The 24,538-nt window shown below is 63.6% G+C and carries 20 protein-coding genes and 2 pseudogenes; 9 read left to right on the top strand and 13 right to left on the bottom strand.

Features of this window, described 5'->3' with window-relative positions; translation table 11 throughout:
* Window position 1 precedes the first annotated feature (1 nt).
* Window positions 2–820 carry an SDR family oxidoreductase gene (locus MSIMFI_RS05485; RefSeq protein ID WP_191496440.1) on the bottom strand — a complete coding sequence of 273 codons (819 nt, stop codon included), beginning with the start codon at window positions 818–820 and terminating at the stop codon, window positions 2–4.
* Window positions 817–3,975 (bottom strand): ATP-binding protein, encoded by a 3,159-nt coding sequence (locus tag MSIMFI_RS05480; RefSeq protein WP_191496439.1) that lies wholly within the window; start codon window positions 3,973–3,975, stop codon window positions 817–819. Before MSIMFI_RS05480 ends, MSIMFI_RS05485 begins: the two co-directional genes overlap by 4 nt.
* A 49-nt stretch (window positions 3,976–4,024) precedes the next feature.
* Here MSIMFI_RS05480 and MSIMFI_RS05475 point away from each other — a divergent pair, with 49 nt between their 5' ends.
* The gene (locus MSIMFI_RS05475) at window positions 4,025–4,618 is read left to right on the top strand and encodes a class I SAM-dependent methyltransferase (RefSeq protein WP_396820147.1); all 594 of its coding nucleotides are present in this window, start codon (window positions 4,025–4,027) and stop codon (window positions 4,616–4,618) included.
* On the opposite strand, the gene MSIMFI_RS05470 is transcribed toward MSIMFI_RS05475, so the two are convergent.
* From MSIMFI_RS05470 to MSIMFI_RS05460, 3 genes are read right to left on the bottom strand one after another with little or no spacing between them, the layout of a single operon-like run.
* Window positions 4,615–5,433, bottom strand: coding sequence for an SDR family NAD(P)-dependent oxidoreductase (locus tag MSIMFI_RS05470; protein WP_191496437.1), 819 nt, complete (start codon window positions 5,431–5,433; stop codon window positions 4,615–4,617). The two genes, MSIMFI_RS05475 and MSIMFI_RS05470, sit on opposite strands and share 4 nt — an antisense overlap.
* A complete protein-coding gene (locus tag MSIMFI_RS05465; protein WP_191496436.1) occupies window positions 5,434–5,847 on the bottom strand; it encodes a nuclear transport factor 2 family protein in 414 nt (137 codons plus the stop codon).
* Window positions 5,834–6,259 carry an MDR/zinc-dependent alcohol dehydrogenase-like family protein gene (locus tag MSIMFI_RS05460; RefSeq protein WP_224770090.1) on the bottom strand — a complete coding sequence of 142 codons (426 nt, stop codon included), beginning with the start codon at window positions 6,257–6,259 and terminating at the stop codon, window positions 5,834–5,836. Before MSIMFI_RS05460 ends, MSIMFI_RS05465 begins: the two co-directional genes overlap by 14 nt.
* A gap of 113 nt (window positions 6,260–6,372) precedes the next feature.
* Here MSIMFI_RS05460 and MSIMFI_RS05455 point away from each other — a divergent pair, with 113 nt between their 5' ends.
* The 5 genes from MSIMFI_RS05455 to MSIMFI_RS05435 all read left to right on the top strand — a co-directional run bounded on the left by MSIMFI_RS05455 (window position 6,373) and on the right by MSIMFI_RS05435 (window position 10,506).
* The gene (locus MSIMFI_RS05455; RefSeq protein WP_191496435.1) at window positions 6,373–7,203 is read left to right on the top strand and encodes a helix-turn-helix domain-containing protein; all 831 of its coding nucleotides are present in this window, start codon (window positions 6,373–6,375) and stop codon (window positions 7,201–7,203) included.
* Window positions 7,204–7,241: 38 nt separating this feature from the next.
* Window positions 7,242–8,021 carry a DUF2127 domain-containing protein gene (locus tag MSIMFI_RS05450; RefSeq protein WP_191496434.1) on the top strand — a complete coding sequence of 260 codons (780 nt, stop codon included), beginning with the start codon at window positions 7,242–7,244 and terminating at the stop codon, window positions 8,019–8,021.
* A 414-nt stretch (window positions 8,022–8,435) separates the two neighbouring features.
* On the top strand, window positions 8,436–9,185 hold the full coding sequence (locus MSIMFI_RS05445) for a 5'-methylthioadenosine/adenosylhomocysteine nucleosidase (RefSeq protein WP_191496433.1): 750 nt from the start codon (window positions 8,436–8,438) through the stop codon (window positions 9,183–9,185).
* A 10-nt stretch (window positions 9,186–9,195) separates the two neighbouring features.
* A complete protein-coding gene (locus MSIMFI_RS05440) occupies window positions 9,196–9,660 on the top strand; it encodes an SRPBCC family protein (protein WP_224770089.1) in 465 nt (154 codons plus the stop codon).
* 39 nt (window positions 9,661–9,699) lie between these two features.
* Window positions 9,700–10,506, top strand: a complete 807-nt coding sequence (locus tag MSIMFI_RS05435) for an SDR family NAD(P)-dependent oxidoreductase (protein WP_191496431.1) — start codon at window positions 9,700–9,702, stop codon at window positions 10,504–10,506.
* Between the two features lie 6 nt (window positions 10,507–10,512).
* On the opposite strand, the pseudogene MSIMFI_RS05430 reads toward MSIMFI_RS05435, so the two are convergent.
* The 3 genes and pseudogenes from MSIMFI_RS05430 to MSIMFI_RS05420 all read right to left on the bottom strand — a co-directional run.
* Window positions 10,513–11,241, bottom strand: a pseudogene (locus tag MSIMFI_RS05430) (AMP-binding protein); the annotation flags it as partial.
* 140 nt (window positions 11,242–11,381) lie between these two features.
* A complete protein-coding gene (locus MSIMFI_RS05425) occupies window positions 11,382–12,497 on the bottom strand; it encodes a LuxE/PaaK family acyltransferase (protein ID WP_224770234.1) in 1,116 nt (371 codons plus the stop codon).
* Between the two features lie 200 nt (window positions 12,498–12,697).
* The gene (locus MSIMFI_RS05420) at window positions 12,698–13,333 is read right to left on the bottom strand and encodes a DUF5134 domain-containing protein (RefSeq protein ID WP_191496429.1); all 636 of its coding nucleotides are present in this window, start codon (window positions 13,331–13,333) and stop codon (window positions 12,698–12,700) included.
* A 121-nt stretch (window positions 13,334–13,454) separates the two neighbouring features.
* Between MSIMFI_RS05420 and MSIMFI_RS05415 the strand changes: the two genes are divergently transcribed.
* Window positions 13,455–15,368, top strand: a complete 1,914-nt coding sequence (locus tag MSIMFI_RS05415) for a cytochrome c oxidase assembly protein (protein ID WP_191498039.1) — start codon at window positions 13,455–13,457, stop codon at window positions 15,366–15,368.
* Window positions 15,369–15,372: 4 nt separating this feature from the next.
* Here the strand turns inward: MSIMFI_RS05415 and MSIMFI_RS05410 are convergent, their stop codons facing one another.
* On the bottom strand, window positions 15,373–15,591 hold the full coding sequence (locus MSIMFI_RS05410) for a heavy-metal-associated domain-containing protein (RefSeq protein ID WP_191496428.1): 219 nt from the start codon (window positions 15,589–15,591) through the stop codon (window positions 15,373–15,375).
* A gap of 309 nt (window positions 15,592–15,900) precedes the next feature.
* Between MSIMFI_RS05410 and MSIMFI_RS05405 the strand changes: the two genes are divergently transcribed.
* Window positions 15,901–17,565: a PE family protein gene (locus MSIMFI_RS05405; protein ID WP_191496427.1), complete on the top strand. Its 1,665-nt coding sequence runs from the start codon at window positions 15,901–15,903 to the stop codon at window positions 17,563–17,565.
* Between the two features lie 130 nt (window positions 17,566–17,695).
* Here the strand turns inward: MSIMFI_RS05405 and MSIMFI_RS05400 are convergent, their stop codons facing one another.
* From MSIMFI_RS05400 to MSIMFI_RS05390, 3 genes are read right to left on the bottom strand one after another with little or no spacing between them, the layout of a single operon-like run.
* Entirely contained in the window at window positions 17,696–19,924 is a 2,229-nt protein-coding gene (locus tag MSIMFI_RS05400) for a heavy metal translocating P-type ATPase (protein WP_191496426.1), read from the bottom strand.
* A 60-nt stretch (window positions 19,925–19,984) separates the two neighbouring features.
* Entirely contained in the window at window positions 19,985–21,364 is a 1,380-nt protein-coding gene (locus tag MSIMFI_RS05395) for an adenylate/guanylate cyclase domain-containing protein (RefSeq protein ID WP_191496425.1), read from the bottom strand.
* A 2-nt stretch (window positions 21,365–21,366) separates the two neighbouring features.
* Window positions 21,367–21,915: a TetR/AcrR family transcriptional regulator gene (locus tag MSIMFI_RS05390; RefSeq protein WP_191498038.1), complete on the bottom strand. Its 549-nt coding sequence runs from the start codon at window positions 21,913–21,915 to the stop codon at window positions 21,367–21,369.
* A 177-nt stretch (window positions 21,916–22,092) separates the two neighbouring features.
* Between MSIMFI_RS05390 and MSIMFI_RS05385 the strand changes: the two genes are divergently transcribed.
* Window positions 22,093–22,977, top strand: a complete 885-nt coding sequence (locus MSIMFI_RS05385; protein WP_191498037.1) for an oxygenase MpaB family protein — start codon at window positions 22,093–22,095, stop codon at window positions 22,975–22,977.
* Here MSIMFI_RS05385 and MSIMFI_RS05380 read toward each other — a convergent pair.
* Window positions 22,974–24,482: pseudogene (locus tag MSIMFI_RS05380) on the bottom strand (DUF4185 domain-containing protein). The gene MSIMFI_RS05385 and the pseudogene MSIMFI_RS05380 overlap by 4 nt on opposite strands.
* Window positions 24,483–24,538: the final 56 nt, after the last annotated feature.

Genomic DNA, 24,538 nt, shown 5'->3' with positions numbered 1-24,538 from the left:
TCTATGTTGTGGGGCTACCGGCCTTCGCCGCCGCGACGACCCCGCCGTCGACCAGTAGGTCGGTGCCGGTGATGTAGGTGGCGTCGGGGCCAAGGAGGAAGGCGGTCGCCGCGGCGATGTCATCGGGCGTTCCCATTCGTCCGGTACCAGACATTGCGATCATCGACCGCATGCCGTCGCCGACTGGGGAAGCAAGTTCCTGCTGACCCATTGGTGTCGAGATGATTCCGGGGCTGATCGAATTGATTCGGGCGCCGCGCCGGCCCCACTGCGTGCTGGCGGCGCGGACTCGAATGTGGTTGGCTTGCTTGGCAATTGCGTATGCGATACCCGGATTGTCGAGCTGGCTGACGAAATCCAGCTGCAGCAATTCGTGAGCCGGAGTGTGCGCCAATGCTGCATCCTGTTCGGCGGTCAGTGGGGGGAACAGGTGCCCGGCCATGCTTGCGATAACTACGCCGGCGCCACCCGGCGCGATGACTTCGCCGAACTCGTGCAGAACCAGCGTGACACCCAACAGATCGACAGCCAGGATTGCCTGGGCCGTGGCCTGCGCAGGGGAGAGGCCGGCGGTGTGTGCCACCTGGGTGACGCTGCCGAGTGAGGCTGCGTATTTGGCAAGTGTGCGAACCGATTCCGGTGACGAAACATCGACCGGATGGCTTTCGACGTGATGGCCTTCTGCAGACAGCGATTCGGCGAGCGTCGCCAGGGTTTGTTCGTTGTAGTCGGCCAACAGCACCGTCTTGCCCGAACCAAGGCGCCGGGCGATTGCTCGACCCATCCCTCCCGCGCCGATAACCGTCAGCACTGCTGTCACTCCATTTCCGACGCCCAGGCGATATGTCCCTCGAAGCCAAGAGAATTCGCCATCGTGCGATAGCGGTCCCGATACTGGCGATACGCCATTTCGTCGGCGCGCGCTCGTGCTAGCAGTGTCTGCATCTGGAGTAGCCAGATTTCATGCAAGACGAACCCGGGTTCGGTCGGCACCGCCGCCAGCCGGTCGATGGCCGCCTGCGCTTCGAGAAAGTCCGCCGGGCCGCCTCGGCGCAGCAGCGCTTGTACCAAAGTGGCGGTGGCGGCCGCGAGATTGATCATGTCGTCGCAGGCGTATTCCGCCTCGACGGCAGGGCGGGCCAGTTCGATTGCTCCGTCGAGATCTCCCATGCGGGCCTTCTCGCTAGCAAATACCAGGTCAACGAATGTGGCCGCCATCAGCGTGAAACGCTCTTCTAACGCGGCTTCACGGGCCGCGGCGAGCAAAGCGAAAGCATCTTCGAGCCCGGGACCGCCATTGGCCACAAGCGCGCGAGCATGCGCATACCGGGCGCAGGCGAGCGTGAAGTTGTCGCCCGACCGCTCAGCGATTTCCAGGACCTCGGCGGTCTCCTGCGGGGCCGCCGCATCCGGCACCCATACTCCATTGGCGACCAACATGTATTTGAAGAGCAGCATCAACGCTCGCAACGTGGGATCGAATGCTCGGACCATCCTGGTGGCCGCCTCGATATCGGCTCTCCCGCGCTGGTCCCCAAGCAGACATCGTGCGCAGCCCCCGAGCATGGTTGCGGCCACCAATGGAGAGCCGATGATGAAGTTACCCTTGGTGGCGTCACCGTCGGCCAGTTCGATCATCCGTTGCGCCACCCGCACAACTTCGGCCATCTCGCCGCGTTCAAGCTTGGCGGCGAGTGCACCATACGCGAACCCGAGGATCAACGTCGGGTCGCCGATCGACTCGAGCAGGTTGGTGAGTTCGGAGGCCAACTCGGATGCTTCGCGGAATCGGGCGTGGACGATCAGCGCCGGCAGCCACCCCGCTATTCCCATCGCCAGCGAAACCTTGTCGCCGCTCGCGGTAGCGAGTTCGCGTAGTTCGTCGAACCCGGTGTCGGCCATGCTCCCGCCCGCCAGCCAGGCGCTGGCGCACAGCAGCGTCCGAGGGGCGATCCTGCGTGCGGCGCGATCGGTGTCGGCGTCGGGCAGTTGGTCCGCGACGTCTCGCGCGTGTCGCCAACTCGCACGCGCCGCAGTGATGTCGCGGTGTGTGAGCCAGCTGCCCGCGCGCATGTACCAGCCGAACGCCGCGTGCAGCGCCCCCGCCGCCTTGAGGTGTTCGGCTATCAGCGCGGCATTTTCGTCGGCGGATTCCGGCTCGCGCTGTTCGATCGCGGCGGCCAGCCGCCCGTGCAGCTCGGCGCGATCCGATATCAGCTGCGATTCATAGGCCACAGCGCGAATTAGCGGATGCCGGAACGCGTACTCGATCTTCGGGGTAAACGCGACCTGGTCGATAAGCTCACCCTTGACCAGTTCGTCGATGACCGGGTCGGTGCCGAGGGCGCCAATCAGCTCGGGGCTAAACCGTGATCCGATAACCGCCGCGGCGTTGAGCGTGCGTTTGGCCGCCAGGCTGAGGCGGTCGACGCGGGCAGCGATAACGGCATGCAATGTCGGCGGCACCGTGGCATCAGCGGCGTCGCCGTGTAGTAGGCAAGAGCCGCGGGCACCGCGGAGCGCTCCGCGTTCGGCGAGGTCTCGCACGATTTCCTCGGCGAAAAATGGGTTGCCGCTGGCCCGTTCGGCGATGACCTGAGTCAGCTCGTGCACCGAGGAGTCGGTGCCTAGCAACTCACCGACCAGCGCCTCGGTCTGCGTGGTGTTGAGCGGTCGCAGCGCGATTGTCTGCGCACCGGGGATCGTAGCCAGGGCACCGCGGTACTCGGGGCGATACGTGATCAGCACTATCGAGCGGGTTCGCTGGATGACCGCTAGGAAGTCGGCCAGCATCGACTCGCTGACCTCGTCAATCCAATGGGCATCCTCGATCGCATACAGCACTGGCTCAGCCCGGGCCATCGACGCGGCATTGATCAGCGCGGTGAGGCGCCGCCGTCGCGCGGCGGCATCGATGTTAGGCACCTCGACGTCAGGATCAGCGATGCCGAGCAGGTCGTCGAGTAGCCACAGATCTTCGCGGTCGGCGTCCGCGAATCGGGTGCGGACCTGTGTCCTGGCGGCCTCGCCGTCGAGGCCGTCGACACCGAGGCCGGCGCGCAACAGACCCGTCACCGCGTGGAAGGGGACATCGCTGGTATGGGATTCGCAGTAGGTGGTGAACACTTCCACGCCGCGGCTTCCCGCCAGTGCCGCCGATTCGCGAACGATGCGGCTCTTGCCGATACCCGGTGGTCCTAGGACACCGATCACGCATCCGTTGCCACCGATCGCCTCGTCGAGGATCCCCGCGATGGTGCTGAGCTCCCAGGTGCGCCCGACGAGTCGGGGGTCGCTGCGCCGGCGATGATCGTTTGCCGTCGCGATCAAGCGGCGTGCGGATACCGGATGGGTCGCCCCTTTGATATGCAGAAGTTCCGGTTCTGCCAGGGTTGCGGCATCCTGGACCAGGCGAGCGGTTGACTCGCTGAGCATCACCCCGCCCGGCGGCGCAACCGACTCCATCCGCTGCGCCATGCCCACCTGCTCACCCATCGCCGTGTAACCCAAAGCACCGGAGCCGATTTCGCCGGCGATCACCTCACCCGAATTCAGGCCAACACGCAGCTGTAGGTCCACCCCGTCGTGACGCGCGACCTCGTCCGCCAGGTGCTCCGCCTCTTCCTGAATTCCCAGAGCAGCCAGACACGCACGAAAGGCGTGATCCTCCAAAGCGACCGGCGCACCGAACACCGCCATGATTCCGTCGCCGGTGAACTTGTCCACCGTGCCCCCGAACCGCTGCACCACTGCCGCCGCATTCGCGACGAGCTCGGTCATGATCTCGCGCAACCGCTCCGCACCCACTGCCGCAGCGATGTCCATCGAATGCACGACGTCGGCGAACAGCACGGTGACCTGCTTGTACTCGGCAGACACGGGTGCTGCGGTCGGCGACCCGCATTCGTCGCAGAATTTCGCCGTGGCCCGCAGTTCGGTGCCGCACGTCGCGCAGGCAAACGCTGCCGCAGTCATGCGAACACCACCGATACAGGATCGCACAAGATCTGGTATGACGGCAGGCGTGGACCAACCGTGGAACATCAACATCCACTACGACGGGCTGCTGGATTCCAGCGTCCCGCCCGATGCCAGGCGCGTCCTCGACGTCGGTTGCGGCGACGGGTTCCTGGCCGCTCGGTTAGCTCAGCGCATCTCTGATGTCACCGCACTCGACGTCGACGGACCGGTACTGCAACGCGCACAGTCCCGGTTCACCGACGCACCGGTCCGATGGATTCACGGGGATGTTATGACGGCCGAGTTGCCCCACTCCGATTTCGACGCCGTGGTCTCAAACGCCGCACTGCACCACGTCGAGGACACCCGCGCGGCACTCCGACGGCTTATCGACCTGGTGAGTCCTGGTGGGACGTTGGCGGTGGTGACTTTCGTCCGGCCATCGGTGCGAAACATCTTGTGGCACATCACCGCATGGTTGGCTTGCGGGGTAGCCAATCGCGCGAAGGGCAAGTGGGAGCACACCGCGGTCATCAAATGGCCGCCACCGGATACATTGGCGCAGCTGCGCGCGCACGTCTCCACGGTGCTTCCCGGCGCCCGCGTCCGTCGGTTGCTCTACGGTCGGGTGTTGATCACCTGGCACGCACCCGCTTAACACGGCGGACCCATCGCCGCGGCCGCGGCTTGCGTGAACAGTTCGACGGTCTGATTACGGGTCAGTGAACCCATCAAGCGTTCCGCGGCGCGCATGGCCTCGCCCACCATCAGCGTCGGTCCCTTGCTCAGGTTTTCGAACGCTTCCGCGATTACCTCGTCCACGGCGCCAGCACCCGCTGGCACCTCGTCGGGCGAACTTATCTGCCCGCGGCTGTGTTCTAGTCGCCGGAGCGCGGGTGTATCGGTCTTGCCGAGGATGAGGCCCAACACCTCAACGCCTTTGTCGTGCAGCTCGGCCCACAGCGCTTCGGCGAAGACCATATCGAATGCCTTGGAGGCGCCATAGGCGACCATGTTGGGCCCGCCTGCTAGTCCGGCTCCGGACCCGAAGATGACGATTCCGCCGCTGCCCCGCTCGACCATCGCCGGAGCGAAATGGTGGCACAGCTGCATCGGCACCATACAGTTTCGTTGCATCATTTCCTCTGCGGCAGTGATCGGGCTGGCCAGGAACGGCTGGTAGTTCGGGTCGGCACCGGCGCAGTACACAAGAAACCCGATCTCCAGATCAGCGGTGGCTTCGGCGACCTTGACCGAGGCGTCCGGCTTCGCGAGATCTATAGCGACAGTGCGTGTTTGCGCGGATGTCTCCGACTTGATCTCTGCCGCAACCTGATCGAGCAAGGCCTGCCGACGCGCGAGCAACACGACATTCACGCCGCGCTCGGCGAGTTCCCTAGCGAACGCTGCGCCCAGTCCGTCTGAAGCGCCAGCGACCAGCGCCCATGGACCGTACTTTGTGGCAAACGTCATTTAGGTGCTCCCAACCGTACTAACTCGCACCGCGGTGAACCTGCGCCGGGCGATGCGCCACCCGTGAGGTGTACGGATGATCTCGTCGTCGTAGAAACCGATTCCGTTAACACCGCTTTGGTTGTCACCGGCCATGATCAGTGCGTCGACGTAGGTGCGGGCCACGGCGTTGTCGCCGTCGATTGTTATGGCCTGATTGCTCAACCGGTGCAAGGTGTGGCCGGCCATCGCATGCACCTTCTCCATGAACTCGGTGACGGCGTCGACCCCGTCCCACGCACCGATCTCGCCGTAGTCGAGTTCGCAGTCCTCGGTGAACACGGTGCGAAACAGCGGCCAGTCACGCCGATCGATGCCGGTGGCGTAGCGCACCAGCAGGTCGGAAATATCGTGGCGGTCTTCATGTTCGGTCATGTGACGTCTCCATTGGGATGGACCACGATCCGCGGCGGGCCCAGTCCTGCGGGGGCGGCCCGCCGCCGAATTGGATTGTGACGCCCTGGCGAGTGGCGGTGGTGATGTCCAGCGTGTCGCCGGTGTACCAGCCACCGGCGCAATAGATTCGAGTGGCCATCTCGGCTGACTCGACGATGTTCTGAATGAGCCCGGCGGCGCCCACGCACTCGAAAACGACCGCGGGACCGGGCAACCCGCGCTCGGCGCGTACCTCGTGAAACACGTCGAAAGGCGACTGGTCCATGAAGTACGCGTCGGACGCGCAGATCGCGGTGCTCAGGGTACGTAACAACAGCTCACCAGGTCCGGGCGTGGCGTCGGCTGTCTCGCGGATCGCTACCCGCCCTTCCCGCAACACCACAGCACGCAAGGGATCTTTCTCGAATAATCGATATATGATTTCGAATGTTCGCAATTACTGTAAGAAGCTCCGGATAAGGGAGTCAAGCCATTCGCGGATCGACATCGGCGCCAACCGGCAGGGTGCTCGACGTTGTCGAACTCCTAGCCCGCCCGGGAAATGAGCAATTGCGATTTTCCGACGTGGTGCGCGAGCTCAGGTTGAATCAGGCGACGGCGCACGCGATCCTGAAAACACTGTGCGACCGCGGTTGGGTCAGCCGCGATCCCGCGACGAAGACCTTTACGTTGGGCCCGGCACTGGCGGTGGTTGCGGCGCGGACGGACGCCGTGCGATCGCTCGCGCATGCCGCTCGCGGCGCGGCCATCCGAACCTCCGCCGAGGTTGGCTACGCCGGTTCTGTGGTGGAACGGTTCGACGACTCTCTCGTAATCACCGCGTTCGCGGGTCACGACGCCACCGCGCCTGCGGGACTGCCCGGTGATCGCATTCCCTATGCCCCGCCCTTCGGTGTAGCGTTCGCCGCCTGGGACACCAGCTATGGCCAGCGTGCCTGGATCGAGCGCGCGGGCTCCAACGCCGATTGCACCCGGCGTCTCGAACTCGTCTTGGCCCGCACGCGCGAACGCGGATTCGACGTTGACTGGACGACGCCCGCGCTTGCCCAAGCGGCCCAATTGGTCGGAACGCTGCATAGCGACGAAATGCCGGCGCCGGTGCGACAGATCATAGACCAGCTGCTTGCCGAGTTCACCACCATCGGTTACCTCTCCGATGACGATCCCGGCCGGGCCAGGCAACCGGTGGCCACCATCGCCGCACCGGTTTTCGACCACCACCGGCGAGTGGCCCTCATTGTGGCGGTACATCCGCTGTGCGCCCTCACGCGACGGCAGGTTCAGTCCATCGGGAAACGCCTCACCCGGGAAACGGCGGCGTTGAGCCGGTTCTGAAAGAATGATCGGCGCATTCTGGCAGCGAAGGAGCGCAAGTGGGTAAGCGTGAAAATCGTGGCACCAACCGGTGGGAGCTGATTACCTGCGCACTCAGCGGGCACGCCACCTATGCACCCGATGACGAGGCACTCGCTGAACGACTCAGCGCGAAAACGAAACTTGGTGAAGTGTGGCGGTGCCTGCGCTGCGGCGATTTCGCCCTTGGCGAGCCCCACGGTCGGGGACATCCCGAAGATGCGCCAATGATCATGCGCGGCAAGGCGTTACGTCAGGCGATCATCATTCGTGCGCTCGGGGTTGAGCGATTGTTCCGGGCGCTGGTGTTAGCGCTCGCCGCGTGGGCGGTGTGGGAGTTTCGCGGTGCGCGTGGCGCGATCCAAGCCACCCTGGACCGCAACCTGCCGGTCTTCCGCGCCGCCGGTTTCAAGGTCGATCAGATGTCTGCGATACACGAGCTGGAAAAGGCATTGGCGGCAAAGCCATCGACATTGGCCGTGATAACCGTCATGCTGGCTGTCTATGCGGTGCTGCAAGTCGTCGAAGGCGTCGGCCTGTGGTTGCTGAAGCGCTGGGGTGAGTACTTCGCGGTGGTGGCCACCTCGATCTTCCTGCCGCTGGAGATCCATGACCTAGCCAAGGGCATCACGATGACCCGCGTGGTGACCTTCACCATTAACGTGGCCGCGGTGATCTACCTGCTGGCCTCGAAACGGCTGTTCGGTCTGCGGGGTGGCCGCAAAGCCTATGACGAGGAACGCCATGGCGAGCAGCTGCTCGACCTGGAGCGGGCCGCCATGATGTCTGACGTTGCCTAACCTATTTCCTGACGCCGGCGGATTCTTGTGGCGATCCAGTCACACCAGCCCTGAGCTGTGTTTGACGCCACAAAATGCCTTTTCGCGCCGTTTACCCTCCCGCGGCGTACTCGCAATAGAGTCACGGTGAAATGTCAGTCAGGTGGCGCACTGTCGCCGGATTGACGAAGGACCGAAGCCGTGTCAACACTGCCGCCCTGGATCAGCAACAGCCCTAATAACTTCGATGTGGTCGCTCCGATCAAGGCACGCGCCTGCGACGCGCTGCACGCCGTCTTGAGAAACAGACGACGCCGGTTTGCGGGCAACCCGCGGCTCATGCGTCGGGGCGTTGAGCGCTGCTGATAGGCACTGAGCAGGCAAGCCGCCTTACCAACTCGGCCAGAAGCATCGACCGTCGATACAATCTCACGGGTGACGATCGGCATCATCTGTGCGCTCCCGCAAGAGCTGGCATACCTGCGCGGCCGGCTTCGCGACGCCAAACGCACCGAAGTCGCCCAGATTGTCTTCGACGCAGGCGAACTCAAAGCGCGCCGGGTCGTAGTGGCCACTGCGGGAATGGGAAAAGTCAACTCCGGGTTAGTAGCGACGTTGCTCGCCGACCGATTTGGTTGTGGCACTATTGTTTTCACCGGAGTCGCCGGCGGACTGGATCCGCAACTGTGCGTCGGTGACATTGTCATCGCCGATAGAGTCGTGCAGCACGATTTCGGCCTCCTCGAGAATGAGCGGTTGCTTCCCTATCAGCCTGGACACGTTCCCTTCATTAACCGCACCGAGCGCCTCGGCTACGAGATCGACCCCCAATTGTTAGCCCGTGTCCAAGATCGTCTCGAAGGCCTTGCGCTTGCGCCCCTGTCGAACGTCGCAGACGCTCGGCCGCCACGAATCCATTACGGCACCATCCTCACCGGCGACCAGTATCTGCATTGCGAGCAAACACGTATCCGCCTCCACAACGACTTTGGCGGTGCCGCTATCGATATGGAAAGCGGTGCGCTAGCGCAGATCTGCGAATCGTTTGGCATCCCTTGGCTGGTCATCCGTGGGCTCTCCGATAATGCTGGCGCCGAATCTGGGCCGGACTTCCGTCGCTATGTCAGCGAGGTGGCGGCCAGGTCGGCTCGCATTCTGCTGGAATTGCTGCCCGCTTTGGCTTAGGAGGTGGATTGTGCCTGAACGTATCGTGAGCGCCACCCGCGAAATAGCGGCCAGTGCGGACCGGATCTTCGAACTGATCGCCGATCCGTCCCGTCAGCCGAGCTGGGACGGCAACGACAACCTGGCGGTCGCGGCTCCGGGGCAGCGGGTCCGTCGGGTTGGGGACATCTTCAGCATGACGCTGAGCATGGGTGCGGTGCGGGAAAATCATGTGGTGGAGTTCACTGAAGGTCGCCAAATCGCTTGGCGTCCTGCGGAACCCGGCAAGCAGCCGCCGGGTCACCTGTGGCGCTGGGAGCTGACGCCGGTGAGCGACACCCGCACCAGCGTGACCCATACCTACGATTGGACGGCGCTGACCGACGCCAGTCGCCTCGACCGCGCGCGGGCAACGACTGCCGACATGCTTCGCGCATCGATGGACCGCCTTGCCGCGATCGCGGAGGGCTCCGATGCGGCGGCCGACACGCCTTAGCGCCTTCTACCGCAACGTTGTGCCCGGTACGGTCACCGTATGGCTCTCCCACCACCAGGAAACGACCGCGCTGCCATTGTCACCGGTGCCTCGTCAGGCATCGGCGAGGAATTCGCCAAGATACTTACCCGGCGCGGCCATCAGGTCGTCCTGGTCGCCCGCCGCGTCGATCGTCTGGAAGAAATCGCCGCACGGCTGGGCGCGAACGCGCATCCGCTGCCGACGGACCTGTCCGACCGAGACGACCGCGCGAGCCTGCCGGACCGAGTCGATGCACTTGGACTTGTTCCGGACATTCTGATCAACAACGCCGGACTATCGACCCTAGGCGTTGTCGCGAAATCTGTTCCCGAGAAAGAACTTAACCTAGTCGAGGTCGACGTGGCCGCCGTGGTCGATCTGTGCAGCAGATTCCTGCCGGGAATGGTGGACCGGCAATTGGGCGCTGTGCTCAACCTGGCATCGGTCGCCGCGTTGGGTCCGCTTCCGGGTCAAGCGGCGTATGCGGCGGCCAAGGCGTTCGTGTTGTCCTACACCCACAGTCTTCGCGGTGAGCTGCGTGGCACCGGGGTTGTCGCGACCGCGTTGTGCCCCGGACCGGTGGACACCGGCTTCGGTGACGCGGCTGGGTTCACCAAAGAGGAAGCCGACGCCGCGTTGCCGCGGGCCATGTGGGTTCCGGCCGACAAGGTCGCAAAGGCCGGAATCGATGGGCTAGCTGCCGGCAAGTCGGTCGTCGTCCCGGGTGGGGTTAATCGGGTGTCTGCGGCGCTGTTCCGGGTTGCACCGCCGGGGCTGATGCTGCCACTGTTGACACGCAACCACCCGGCGATGAAACGTAGATGACCTTCCTCACTTGGTCACCATCCGCAGGCGTCGCTGCAGATATAGCTCGCGAACCTTGACGCGCTGCAGCTTTCCGCTGGTGGTGCGTGGCAAGGACCCGCTGGGGACAAGGACGATGTCGTCAATGCAAAACCCGAAAGCGCCTCGGACGGCGGCTCCTACCTCGGCGCGGACCCGATGATGTTCGTTATCAGGGGCTTTGGTACCTACCACCGCGACAACCGATTCCCTCCCACGACTCGCATCAGGCGGCAGCGAAAAGACCGCGGTTTGACCGTCGCCGACCACGGGTAAGTCGTCGATTGTTCGCTCGACGTCGTAGGGCGGGAAGTTCCGGCCACGTACGATCAGCATCTCCTTGTGGCGACCCACCACGAAAAGCTCCCCGTCGCTGAGAAATCCGCGGTCTCCGGTGTCGAACCAGCCGTCCTTAGGGGCCTGCACGGCGCCGTCGCGCGACAGATAGCCAAGCATTATCGACGGGCCGCTGATCTGGATGTCCCCCTCCGTTCCCTCTGGGCCGGCGATCCCCTCCGAGTTCACGATTCGCACGCGGATTCCGTCGACGGGCGAACCGCACGAGACAAGGGGCGGCTGGGTGTCCTCGCTGTGCAGCGCGCGTACCCGGCCAAAGTTCGACGGACCAGGCGCTGCCTTCCGGAGGGCGACCGTGGTTGCCACCACCGACTCGGCCATCCCGTAACACGGCACCAGGACATCACGTCGCAGACCAAGGGGTGCAAAGCTTTCGGTGAAGTACTGCAGGTTGAATCGCGCCGGTCTCGTTGTTGCCGAGACGTCGGGGTGGGAAGCCGCCCGGAGTTACCAGGATTGGTGAAGTGATCGATGGCCGTCGGACTGAATCGGGGCATCGGCTACGTGCGTCCCGTTGCGTTCGCCAGTTCGCATTCGGCGGCGACTTCACGCGAATCGATGTACTTCTCGATACTGACAGCGCAGCAGCCAATTTCGGCGCAATGCCGACGACGGCGAAAACGCACCGTTTGGCCGGTTTGGCCGGAGTTGCCGCATGGGCAGTCGCCCTCGTCGACCTCACCGACGTCGTCGGAAAGCAAGAAGCCGGGATACGCAGTGTTAAGCGCGTCCAGGATGGCGATGCCGCCGGTCTTGCCCGGCGCGAGTTCGACTGCGGGGTCAGAGATGTCGCGGATCGACACGTAGCACCACGGCGGAACGTGCTTGCGATTGTGCTCGCATTCGATGGCGAGCATGTTCGACTCGATCATGCCGTACATGTCGCGGACGCGACTGCGGTCGATTCCAAGAACCGCCTCGGCTTTGTGGTCGAACCCATCGCGGCTGATGGATTTCCCGGTGTACTGTTTCCAGCCGCCGAGCATGATGATCAGCGATTCGGGGTCAAGTGTCAGCGGAATGGCTTCCGGTTCAAGGAATCTCATGAACCGTGCGATGATGAACGGCGGCCCGATGAGGTGCCGGGTCATCTTGCCCTCCCAATTACGCAGGCACGCAAGCGCTTCCTCGGGGTCGAACGAGTAGTCGCGCACGACGTAGCGATGGTCGTCCAGCATCCCGGTGAGCAGGTTGAACACCTTGACCATGCCCATCTCGGGGACCTCGGCCGTGGACGGACACAGGAACAGTCCGGCGCCTTTGGAGATGCCAAAGAAGTCTCGGTAGCAGCCGAACAACCCCACCGACGCCCGGGTGACGGTCAGTGCGTCTCGTCGGGCAACCGATGGGACCCCGCTGGTGCCGGTCGAGCGGATCTCCATCTCGACGTCGGCAAGACCGGATGTCAGCAGCACATGCCCGCCGGCTTGCTTGAACATTCCGACTGGAAGCAAGGGGATGCGATGCAGGTCTGGATAGTCGCCGATGTCAGCGGGTTGGATCTGTGCGGCCTCGCATTGTGCACGATAGAACCCGTTGCGTTGGAAATGATAAGCAAGCGCCCCACGTACGGCGTTGGTGAGCGATCGTTGCCACTCGGATCTCGGTACTCGCAGGGCACGGACATCTCCTTCGCCGGCCGCGCACGACCTATTGAGCTCACCTCGGGGCGCAGACGCGGCGACGCAGTTGACGCTACGCAACGTAGTAGTAGTACTACGCACCGTAGTAAATCCCTTTGCCGAACAACGCGGTCTGACTTACCGAGCTTCTCAGCAGTAGTCAGATCGCGACGAAAAAAGTTCCATCGGCTTACTTAGGTCGCAAATAGCATGGTGGCGAACATGGTCGCCACCCCGGCCGCCATCGTTGCCTCAACCGCGCAAGCAAGCGACTTGCGCGATGGGCGGGTCCCCCGGCCGTAACGGCGCTGCATGACGAACCGGTAGCCCCAGACTAGGGCGGCAAGCGCGAAAAAGACGGTCCATATCCAGTTGCCGGTCGCGATCCATCCGTGCAGCTCGCTGCCTGTTGGCGTGTCGGTCGAAGTCATGTCCATGTCCGGCATCGACATTCCCGGAGCCATCTCGTGGTCCGCGAGCGGTCGATCGGTTGGCAAGTGCCGATTCATAACGGCATACATCCAGGCCATGGCCCCCATCGTCACGGCGTGATACCCGCGCACCACCCGTTGTGCGATCCTGCGGGCCGCAGCGACGGCCATTGCCGCGAACCAGACCCCCGCTACCAGGAAAAACAGCGCCGGTAGCGTCGCTGGCAGCGGGACTGCCCGCGGCCATGCCATCACAGCCATCGCGATTGCCATCACGACATGCAATCCGTGGCCCACGATCGAGGTCCACGATCGGCGGTCGATGACGAGTACAAACCCGGCGCCGCTGAACAGGAACAGGCCGGTGACCAGCCAACGAAGCGGTAGGTCAGCGATCATGCGGGGCCCACGTCTCCCAGCTTCCTTCACATTCGCAAATGAACGGTCACCGAAGACTATGCGCTCCCTGACCGATGATGCACGGCCGTAAGCTGCAGGGGTGCCTCGATCCAAGGACGTAATGGCCCGAGCTTGGCTGGTAGGTGGCTTTCTCGCCATCTCGGCGGCGCTCGCCGGCCAGGGCTTGATCTCAGGGCCACGTCGTTTTGCCGAGGCCGGCAATCCCTATCCGGGTGCGTTCATCAGCGTTGCCGGGCCACTCGGGTGCTTCCTCGGGTCCCTGCTGGGCGCCAGCTGTCTTGGTGCATTGGTCTACGTCACCATGACGTCGAGGCCAGCGGCCGATGGCTTGATTGACCCCGCAGCATTTCGGATTCACCTTGTGGCAGAGCGGGTTTCGGTCGCCTGGCTGGGAATTGCCCTAGTAATGGTGGTAATTCAGGCCTCGCATGACTCTGGGGTGGCGCCGGTGCGGTTGCTGACTAGTGGAGCGCTGCGCGATGCCATCGACGCATCCGAAACCGCACCCGCGTGGTTCCTGGCGGCGATCTGCGCGCTGCTGGTAGCGGTAACGCTGCGGCTCAACACTCGTTGGCTCGGTCACGTTGTGCTGCTGGTCCCCACCGTGATTGCGGTCGTTGCGCCGGCGGTGACCGGTAATGCGGGACAGGGACCCGACCATGACTACGCGACCAGCGCTGCCATCGTCGTCGCGGTCGCAGTCGCCACCCTGACCGGCCTCAAGACCACCGCGGCGTTGGTCGGGGCGACGCCCAATCGTGCCGTACTGCTGACGCAGCTAGCTAGCGGTGCAATCGCGCTGCTGTACGGGGCGGTCCTGCTCTATCTGTTGATCCCGGGCTGGAACCTTGGTTCGGACTTCGGTCGTCTCGGCTTGGTCGCGGGGATTCTCGTGGCCTTGGTGTGGTTGTCCGACTGCTGGACTCTGTTGGGTAGTTCGGCGCGGTCTCGCGGTTCTGAGAACCTCGCTGCCCTGGCCGTGATGGCCGCTCTGGCGGCGATAGCCGCGATGGCGGTTACGACCGCGCCGCGACTACTCACCCACCAATTCACGGCCTGGGACGTCTTGCTCGGCTATGAACTGCCACACCCGCCGACTATCACCACGGTGGTTACCGTCTGGCGATTCGACAGCTTGGTCGGCGCGGCCGGCCTGGTTCTGGCCGTCGCGTATGTCGTCGGGTTTGTGCGGTTGCGCCGTGCAGGCAACTCCTGGCCCGTCGGGCGGCTGGTTGCGTGGTTGACCGGTTGTGTCGTGTTGGTGTTCACCAGCAGTTCGGGTGTACGTGCTTACGGATCAGCGATGTTCAGCGTCCACATGGCTGAGCACATGACGCTGAACATGTTCATCCCGGTCCTACTGGTTCTTGGTGGACCGGTCACGCTGGCGCTGCGGGCACTGCCTGCTGCCGGTGATGGACAGCCGCCCGGTCCCCGGGAATGGTTGACCTGGCTGCTGCACTCGCGGGTCACTGCGTTCTTCTCGAATCCGATCGTTGCATTTGTTCTCTTTGTGGGCTCGCCCTATATCGTTTACTTCACGCCGGTTTTCGATACCTTGGTCCGCTACCACTGGGGCCATGAGTTCATGGCCATCCATTTCCTGCTGGTCGGATATCTCTTCTACTGGGCCATCATTGGTATCGATCCCGGGCCGCGCAGGCTGCCGTACCCGGGGCGGATCGGGCTGCTTTTCGCGGTGATGCCGTTCCACGCCTTCTTCGGTATCGCCCTGATGACCATGGCATCGGCGGTCGGCGGCACGTTCTACCGGTCCGTCAATCTGCCCTGGCTGTCCAGTGTCATTTCCGATCAACACCTCGGCGGCGGAATTGCTTGGAGCTTAACGGAATTGCCGGTCATCATCGTAATTGTGGCGTTAGTGACCCAGTGGGCACGCCAAGACCGCCGAGTCGCGTCCCGCGAGGACCGGCACGCCGACAGCGACTACGCCGATGACGAACTGGACGCCTACAACGCGATGCTGCGGGAATTGTCGCGGATGCGTCGATGATGCGTTAGGCGATTACCGAGAAGCTTCCATTTCCGTCTAGTGCCTCCTGCACCTGCTCGCGCGTCAACTCAACGTCGGTGGTAATCCGCACTGTGGAGGTGCCTTTGGTGTCCAGGTCTATGCTGACGGCGCTGACTGGGTCCAATGAGGTCAGCGCGGTGGTGATGGTTGCTACGCATCCCTCGCAGTGCAGTCCGTCGACGGAAAAGGTTTGTTCGGCCATGGGTGCCTAGTATGTCAAGCACCTGACAGTCGACGAAATTGGGTGGTGGTGCCGCCTAGCTGGCGCGTTGCGGCATTGTTCGCCGGCTTCGTTAGGGATTTGCAAAGCATCTCGTTCCGAGAAACGGCTTGGCGCCTATTGTCGGAGGCCGAGAATGGGACCCTGGCTTATTAGGCAGTTGTCAAAGAATTCAATTGACACGCCCCGGCGCGAATGGCGCAAAACGCAGACAAGGCGGCGTCTTCGTAATACGCTTGCGGTCCAGTCTGACCGAGAAAAGACTCGTGTCACCGGGGGAAGGGACAGGCATTGACGAATTTGCTTGCCGCGCCGGAGATCATGACGGCCGTCGCCGCGGACATCGAGAGCATCGGTTCAACGATTAGTGCGGCAAGCGCAGCCGCGGCGGCGCCGACGTCCACGCTGCTGGCCGCGGCCAGCGACGAGGTGTCGGCGGCCATCGCGAATCTCTTTGGCGCGCACGGACAGGAGTTCCAGGCCGTCATCGGTCAAGTCGAGGCATATCACGCTCAGTTCCAACAGGCACTGGCCGCGGCGGCGAGCGCTTACGTGCAAACCGAGACCGCGGCCGCCGCCATCCTGCAGGGACCGGTGGGCGCGCCCGCCGCGCCCACCGCGGCGCCGGCGGCCGCGATTCCGCCTTTCTCGGCTAACCTGACCACGCTATTTATCGGCGCCACCGGCGTGCCCATTCCGCCACCGGAATATGTCACTTTCGCGAATGAGCTCTACGTCCGTTCGATGTCCGCGCCCGAATTCCTACAAAGACTGTTCACGCCCGAAGAGTTGTATCCGATCACCGGTGTCAAGAGCTCGACCCTGAACCAATCGGTGAGTGAGGGTCTCACGATTCTCGACAATGCGATCCACAATCAACTGTCTATTCCGGGCAATTCTCTTACCATCTTTGGCTACTCGCAAAGCGCTATCATCGCCTCGCTGGAAATGCAGAAACTCGCGGCGATGGGCAATCCGTATCCCCCCGGTGACCTCAACTTCGTGCTGGTCGGCAACGAGATGAATCCCAACGGCGGTATGCTCGCGCGTTTCCCCAACCTGACCCTCCCAACCCTAGGTCTGACGTTCTACGGTGCGACCCCCTCCAATACGCCCTACGAAGTGGCCATTTACACGCAGGAGTACGACGGCTTCGCTGACTTTCCGCGGTATCCGATCAATTTCATTTCCGATCTGAATGCGGTGTTCGGTATCGCCACCATCCACACCAAGTACCTGGATTTGACGCCTGCGCAAGTCAATAACGCTATCCAATTGCAGACGTCACCCGGCTACTACGAAAACGGCGGCAAGACGTACTACTACATGATTCCCACCGAGGAACTGCCGCTGCTGACACCGGTACGAGCGATACCCGTCATCGGAAGGCCACTGGCCGCTTTGATCGAGCCCAACTTGGAAGTGATCGTCAATTTGGGCTACGGCGATCCCTACCACGGTTACTCGACGAGCTACGCGGACGTGCCAACCCCGTTCGGGTTGTTCCCCGAAGTCAGCCCGAACACCCTCGTCGAGGCCTTCACCGCCGGGACCCAACAGGGTATCCACGACTTCAACGCCGAGGTGCAAGCCTTGGCCGCGCAGCCGATGATAATCCCGGCGTTCACGCCGCCGCAGCCGACGGACGTATTGGCCAAGTTGGCTGCGATGCCGTCCCCGGAGAAGATTGTGAACACGGCCGCGACGATTATCTCGACCGACTACGCCGTGCTCCTCCCGGCCGCCGATACAGCACTTGCTTTTGCCACGACACTGCCCCTATACAACTCCCAGCTGTTCGTGGAACAGCTCGCGCAGGGCAACCTCATCAACGCGATCGGGTATCCGATTGCGGCCGACGTGGGCCTGGCGACCATCGCAGGCATCGTCCAGTTCCTGGTCATCTCGAAGGCGATCTCACAAAACATCAGCGACATCCGATCCCTCATTCCCTGAGACCCAGTCGGGCGAATCGATCCGGTGTGAATTCTGGGCTTTGAGGGTGAATTCTGGGCGCGAAAAGCCGGCCGGATCCCGCCCGAGACACACACTGAAAGCCGTGAGTTCACACTCGATCTCGAGGTACTCACTGAACCTTACGCAGCCGCAAGCTGTTTGAGACTACAAAAAACGACGAGAATGCCATGGCGGCACCGGCGATCAGCGGATTGAGCAGGCCGGCGGCCGCGATCGGGATTGCGGCCACGTTGTAGCCGAACGCCCAAACCATGTTCATCCGAATCGTCCGCATGGTTGCCCGCGCCAGATCCAGCGCCTGTGGGACGATGTGCAGATCGTCGCGAACCAGGATGATGTCGGCCGCGCCGATCGCGACATCGGTGCCGCGCCCAATCGCCAAGCCCAAGTCGGCGCAGGCCAAGGCTGGGCCGTCGTTGATGCCGTCGCCGACCATGGCGACGGTGTGGCCCGCCTCGCGGAGCCGTTGGATCACTTCGACTTTGCCTTCGGGCAGCACATCGGCAATAGCGGTGTCGATGCCGACCTGTGCTGCCACCGCGTCGGCCACGGCCTGGTTGTCGCCCGTGAGCAGAATCGTGCGTAGCCCTCGGCCGCGCAAAGCGGAGACGGCGTCGGCCGCGGAATCCTTGACGGTGTCGGCAATCGCAATGGCGGCGCAGGCGACGCCATCGACCGACACGAAAACGACTGTCTCGCCGCGGGACTCGCCCTCGACTCGCGCGGACTCAAGAACGGCGTCGCACGGCCCATTACGGGTAATCCAGGACGGCTTGCCCACCTCGACGTGGCGGCTGCCGACGACTCCCGACACACCGCGCCCGGCGACCGCGGCGAACTCGGTGACGGGGCCTGGGTTTTCAGATGCTGCAACGATGGCCGTCGCCACCGCGTGCTCGGAAGCCGCTTCGACTGCGGACGCCAGGGCGAGCACCTCCCCGGGGTCCCAGCCGTCGCAGGTCGTCACGCCGGTCACGGTCAGCTGTCCCACCGTCAACGTGCCGGTCTTGTCGAATACCACGGCGTCGATCCCGCGGATGGTCTCCAGCGCTCGGTAGCCCTTGATGAAAATCCCCAGCTGCGCGCCCCGTCCGGAAGCGACCATCATCGCGGTGGGCGTAGCCAGCCCGAGCGCGCACGGGCACGCGATCACCAATACCCCGAGGGTCACCGAGAAAGCGCGATCCGCACCGGCCCCGCCGATGAGCCAGGCCGTGCCGGCCAATCCGGCGATGGCGAACACCACCGGGACGAACACCGCCGAGATGCGATCGGCGAGGCGCTGAGCTCGAGCCTTCTGCGCTTGCGCTTGCTCGACGAGCCGGACCATCGCGGCGAACTGGGTGTCGCCACCGACGGCGGTGGCCTCGATGACCAGCCGGCCGTCCAGCACGACGGTGCCACCGATGACCGTCGCCTCCGGATATGCACGCACCGGTTTAGCCTCGCCGGTCATAGCGCTCATATCGATCGCCGCGGCACCGTCGACAACCACCCCGTCGGCGGCGATGGTCTCGCCCGGCCGGGTCACAAAGCGCTGTTGCTTCTTGAGTTCGCCGGCCGGAATCACCAACTCCGCGCCGTCCGGCAGCAGGACCGTGACATTCTTGGCGCCCAACGCTGCGAGGGCGCGAAGCGCGCCGCCGGCCTTGGATTTGGCGCGGGCTTCAAAGTATCGACCCGCAAGAACGAAGACAGTGACCCCAGCAGCTACCTCGAGGTAAATCGAATCGCTATGCAGGATCGCCTGCCAAATTCCGCGGGCTTCCCGTGGCTGGTGATGCACGAAGGCCGTCGATAACGACCAGGTGGTGGCCGCCACGATGCCAACCGAGATCAGCGTTTCCATGGACGCTGTCCGGTGGCGGGCATTGCGCAGCGCCACCGAGTGGAACGGCCAGGCGGCCCATGTCACGATCGGGGCCGCCAGCGCGGTCAACAGGTAGCCCCAGCCGGCGAACCTGACGCTGGGCACGATCGCGAACATCGTCGACAGATCGGCCAGTGGCACGAACAGCACCGCCGCGACAAGCAGCCGCCGCAGCAGGCGGCGGGCGTGGTCGGCGTCGGGATCCTTTTGCTCGGCGACCGACTCGGTGTGTGGAGCCGCCTGATATCCGGCTTTCTCGACCACTTCGCACAGGTCTGCGGTAGCCATATCGACGGCGTCGATGGTCGCGATGCGAGTAGCGAAGTTGACGGATGCATGCACGCCAGGAACCTTGTTGAGCTTCGTTTCGACGCGGCTCGCGCACGCCGCGCACGACATCCCCGAGACTTCCAGCTGAACGCGCCGCACCGAGCTAAGGCCGGGGTCCTCTAAAAGCGGCGCCGTCACGGCTCTCCTCAGGTCAGCTATCTGGTCGGCATCTTTGGTACCGCCAGGGTACAAGCGCTGCTAGACCTGATTGCTGGCCGCGTGTTCCCTGATGAGCGCGTAGAGGCGCCATCGGCCCGGCACGCCTTTGAGTTCTCGTTCACCGCGCTCGAGGAATCGGTGCCGCGATCCTGCGACGATGTCACGCACCGTCGAAGACACCAGCACCTCACTGGGCCCCGCAAGCGCCGCGACGCGTGCACCGATGTGCACGGCCATGCCGGCAACGTCATTTCGCGAGGCAGGGCGCAACTCGACCTCACCGGCATGGATACCGACCCGGACGTCGATGCCGAGAACATGGACCGCGTCCACGATGGCGTCGGCGCACCCGATCGCGGCACTGGGGCTGGTGAACGTCGCGACGAAACCGTCACCGGCGGTGTTCACTTCGCGACCGCCGAAGCGCTGGATTTCATGGCGCACGATGTTGTCGTGGTTGTCGAGCAGGTCGCGCCACCGGAGGTCGCCGAGGGCGGCGGCGCGCTGGGTCGAGCCGACGATGTCGGTGAACACGATCGTGGTCAGCATGCGCTCGGCGACGGAGCCCCCGCGCACACCGGTGATGAACTCCTCGACCTCGTCGAGCAATGCCGCGGTGTGGCCGACCCAGTACAGCGCATCTGCGCCAGGAAGCTCGATGAGGCGTGAGCCGGCGATGTGCTCGGCCAGGTAGCGACCGTGCTCGATCGGGACGAAGTTCGAATCCTTGCGATGCAAGATCAGCGTCGGTGCGGTGATGTGCTGCAACGCGTCGCGCGCGTCGCAGGCCCCTATGGCGTTGATGACGGCGCGCGCCATGCTGGGCGACGCCGCCCGGTTGCCGGCGAGATCCCACCAGGTGCGGAAAGCGTCGTCATGGGCGACGCTGGGAGCGACGATGCCGAGGATGTCAAAGCCGTGCTCGACGGCATCCGGTTCGGTCCCGACGGTGAGGTAGGGGTCGGCGATCTCGGCCTCAACCCCTATTTCATAGTCGGGCGCCCACAACGTTCGCGCCGAGCCGCCGACGATCACCAGACTGCGGACCCGTTCGGGGTACTTCGCGGCGAAGACTAGTGCGGTGGTGGCGGTGAAGCCGGTCGCGAAGATCGCGGCTTGCGCGCTGCCGGCCGCGTCCATCACCGCGATCGCGTCCTCGGCCCAGAACGTCGGCCCGAGGATGTCCACCGAGGGAACCGGGGACGACAAGCCAACTCCGCGATGGTCGAACCGGATCACGCGGCTGAACGCCGCCAGACGCTGATAAAAGCGGTACATCGACGGTTCGGCGTCAATTGTGTCGATTGGGATGGACGGACCGGGCACCACAAGTAGGTCGATCGGACCCTCACCGAGGATCTGATAGGCGATTTCTAGGTCGCCGCACTTGGCGTAGCGAGTCCGGGGCACCTGCGCCACGGCTACAGGTTAATGATGGGGACCAGGTAGCGGGCGGCGTACTCGCGGACGGCAGTCTGATCGGAGGTATCGAGGCGGTCGGTGGGGAACATGATGATGCCGACGGCGACGCGCAACAGAATGTCGGCGACGTTGGCAAGGTCAGAGTCGGCCACGTGTGTGGCGCCGCACCGCCGCAGCGTGTGCGCGATCCCGTCGGCGAATTGGTTGATCGGAAAGGCGTGCGATCGCGAAAACATGCCGAACAGTTCGGGTTCACTTTCGGCGATGCGCGAATACAGCGGTGAGTCGTGGATGAGGCGCACTCCGAGCGCGAACGCCTCGATCACCGCCCCTTGCGGATTGCAGCCGTTGGTGGCCTGGTCCAGAGTGGCGAAGAAGGTTTCGGCCTCGCGCCGCACGACGCTTGCGAACAGCTCGTCCTTATTAGGAAACCGCCGGTAGATGGTGCTGCGGCTAACCCCGGCGCCCGCGGCGACGTCGTCGATATTGGCCCGGCGCACCCCGTAGGTCTCGAAGACCGTCCGGGCGGTGTCCAGGATGATGCGCATCTTCGCGTCGCCGAGATCGCCGTCGGGGCTGGGTGGTGTCACCGGTCAATGTTGACACAAAGATATGCTTTTGTTTCACTGTTCCGCAACAACCTGCCGGGTAGGTGGTGGCTAGGAGGTGGCTAGGAGGTGGCTAGGACGGCCGAACTGAATTTCGACACCGGTGTTCGCGAGGCGATGCCGTTGCTGGTTGAGGAGTCGGGTGAAGACGAGATAACACGGCTCGGGCCCGACTCGTTGATCTGGAAGTTCTACGGAGATCACCGCACGCAACTGTTCGGGTTCCAGCGCGTCGCCGGCACCGAGAACTGCATCGAACAGCTCGCTCAGGGTGTGTTCGATCACTCGGTGATCTTCAGCGACACGCTGGGTAGGGCAAAGCGGACCGCGCCGCCCATGATGAAAACCGTCTACTCCGACGATCCGCACAAGTGGGGCCGCACGGTACGGGATTTCCACAAGTCGATCAAAGGCACCATCAGCGACGGCTCGAGGTATCACGCGTTAAACCCGGAGCTGTTCTACTGGGCGCACGCCACATTCGTCGATCAGGTCATCTACAACACCGACATGTTCATCCGGCGGCTGTCCCGCGCGGAGAAGGAGCGGATCTTCGGCGAAAGCAAGGTCTGGTACCGCCTTTACGGCGTCAGTGACCGGGGGCAACCGCAAACCTATGACGAGTTCGTCGCCTATTGGGAGGGCATGCTGGACCGGTTCGTCCCGCACAAGACCGTGCTGTATGGCACGGGGTATCTCCGAAAGGGCATTCCGGGTCCCCGAAAGATCCCCGGGCCGATCTGGAAGGCCTTGTCTCGGCCGCTGAACGCCTACGCCCGCCTAGTCGTGGTGGGAACCTTGCCACCACAAATGCGTGATGTGTGCAACCTCCAATGGGATAGCAAGCGCGAGAAGCGATTTCAGCGGTTCGCTGCACTCATGCGCGCGTTGAATCCGCTGATCAACCGGCTGCCGCTGCGCCTGATCTACGCACCCTGGGCGGCCGACGCCTGGACACGCTCCGGCAGGGACCCGCGCACGCTGCACAACAACTCCGCTTAAGGCAACACCGTGTGCATCAACATGACGTTGTATGCAGACCACAGCGACAGGTTGAAGTACACGTCTTTGCCCGTCGACCAGGGGTGCATCATCGGCGCATAGATGCCGCCGGGCATCTGCCACGACGACACGAGCATCGTCTCTGGGCTCCACGGTCCTTGTGGAGCCGGCGCGGTCCTCGCCACGACGTCGTTTGCGCCGTTGGTGTACATCACCAGGTACTGCTTGAGATATGTGTTGTACTGGGCCGACATTTCGCCCACCGGACCCGGGATGACCACCGTGGCCGCCTCCGGCTTGTTGGGGACCCAGGAGTTCGAATCGCCGTTCCAATATTCGTATTTGGTGAGGTCGGGGACAAAGCGCTGTGGAACTCGAGTCAGATGTGCCGAGCCGCCGCGTCCGGGCGGCGTTCCGAACGAATAGAGGTAACCGTCGCTGGACTTAAGGAACGCCCCCATCTGGAAGTTTTCATTGCCCGGAATGAATCTGGCTCGTCCGCTGTCGGGCCCGGACGCGCGGACGGTGCCTGGATATACCCCCCAGGTCTGGCCATTGTCGTTGGACACCGCGATACCCGAGTAGTTCGTCGTCCATTCGCCGTCACGGCCCCAATCCCTGATGGACATGAAGTTGACGTACTGGGTTCTCCCGACCGAGATCGCGGACGTCGGAATGATTCCCGTCTCGTTCGGCGCCCATTTGATGCTATTGATGAGCTGTTTGGAAAATCCCGGTTGGCTTACCGGCGACCCGGAATATCTGTTGGACGGGTCGCCGGAGGCCACGTGGATTCCGTCGGCCAGGTCACGGTCTTGGCTGCGGAACATCACGTTGTATCGCCATTGGTGTTCGTGCACGGCGCAATAGCCGAACGTGTCACCGAAGATCATGAGTGTCTGACGGTTGGCGGGATCGCCGTTGTCCCAGAGGATTCCGAGGTCGGTCCCGGAGATGCCGAATCGTTCGAGCGTCTTGTTGGGGCCGTCAGGCCCGGTGACCCACTCGGCCAGCGATGTCGTAGCCCCCCCGATGTCAGCAGGTTCTGGTCCCGGCGCCGGGGCTGGGGCCGGTGCCGGGACCAGAACCTGCTGACATCGGATTGTTGGGTGCCCGGGGCGGGAGGATTCGGCCCGGGCGGCAGCACGCCCGCTTGAGGTTGCAGGGGCGCGGAGTATCGCTGACCCGGATTTGCCAACCGAGACAGCGGTCCCAGCCTAGGCAGTGGCGCACGTTCATTCGCACCACGAGGCCGGGGCCCTCGCGGTATCGGGCCGAGTGTTTTGGAACTGGGCGCGGTCACCACGGCGTTCGGCGGGGGTGGGGCGTTTGCAGCGTCGCCACTGCAGGGCACGGCGGACGCTCGTGGCGCGAGGCCTACCGCGCTGATGAGTCCGATCGCGGCCGCGGACGCCAGCGATACCGACATGATTCGAGGAATCGCCGACATGTCACACCTTCCCCGGGAGGTCGCATTTGACTTCCGCAATTGGACTCTTTGACATCCGCAATTGGATGATGTGACGATAGTGATCACTGAGGCTTTTGTGATCAGTGATTC

Source organism: Mycobacterium simulans (genome assembly GCF_900232995.1).
Classification (GTDB): Bacteria; Actinomycetota; Actinomycetes; order Mycobacteriales; family Mycobacteriaceae; genus Mycobacterium; species Mycobacterium simulans.
Note: the sequence above shows the minus strand (reverse complement) of the source record. Positions and strands in the feature narration are given on the sequence as shown.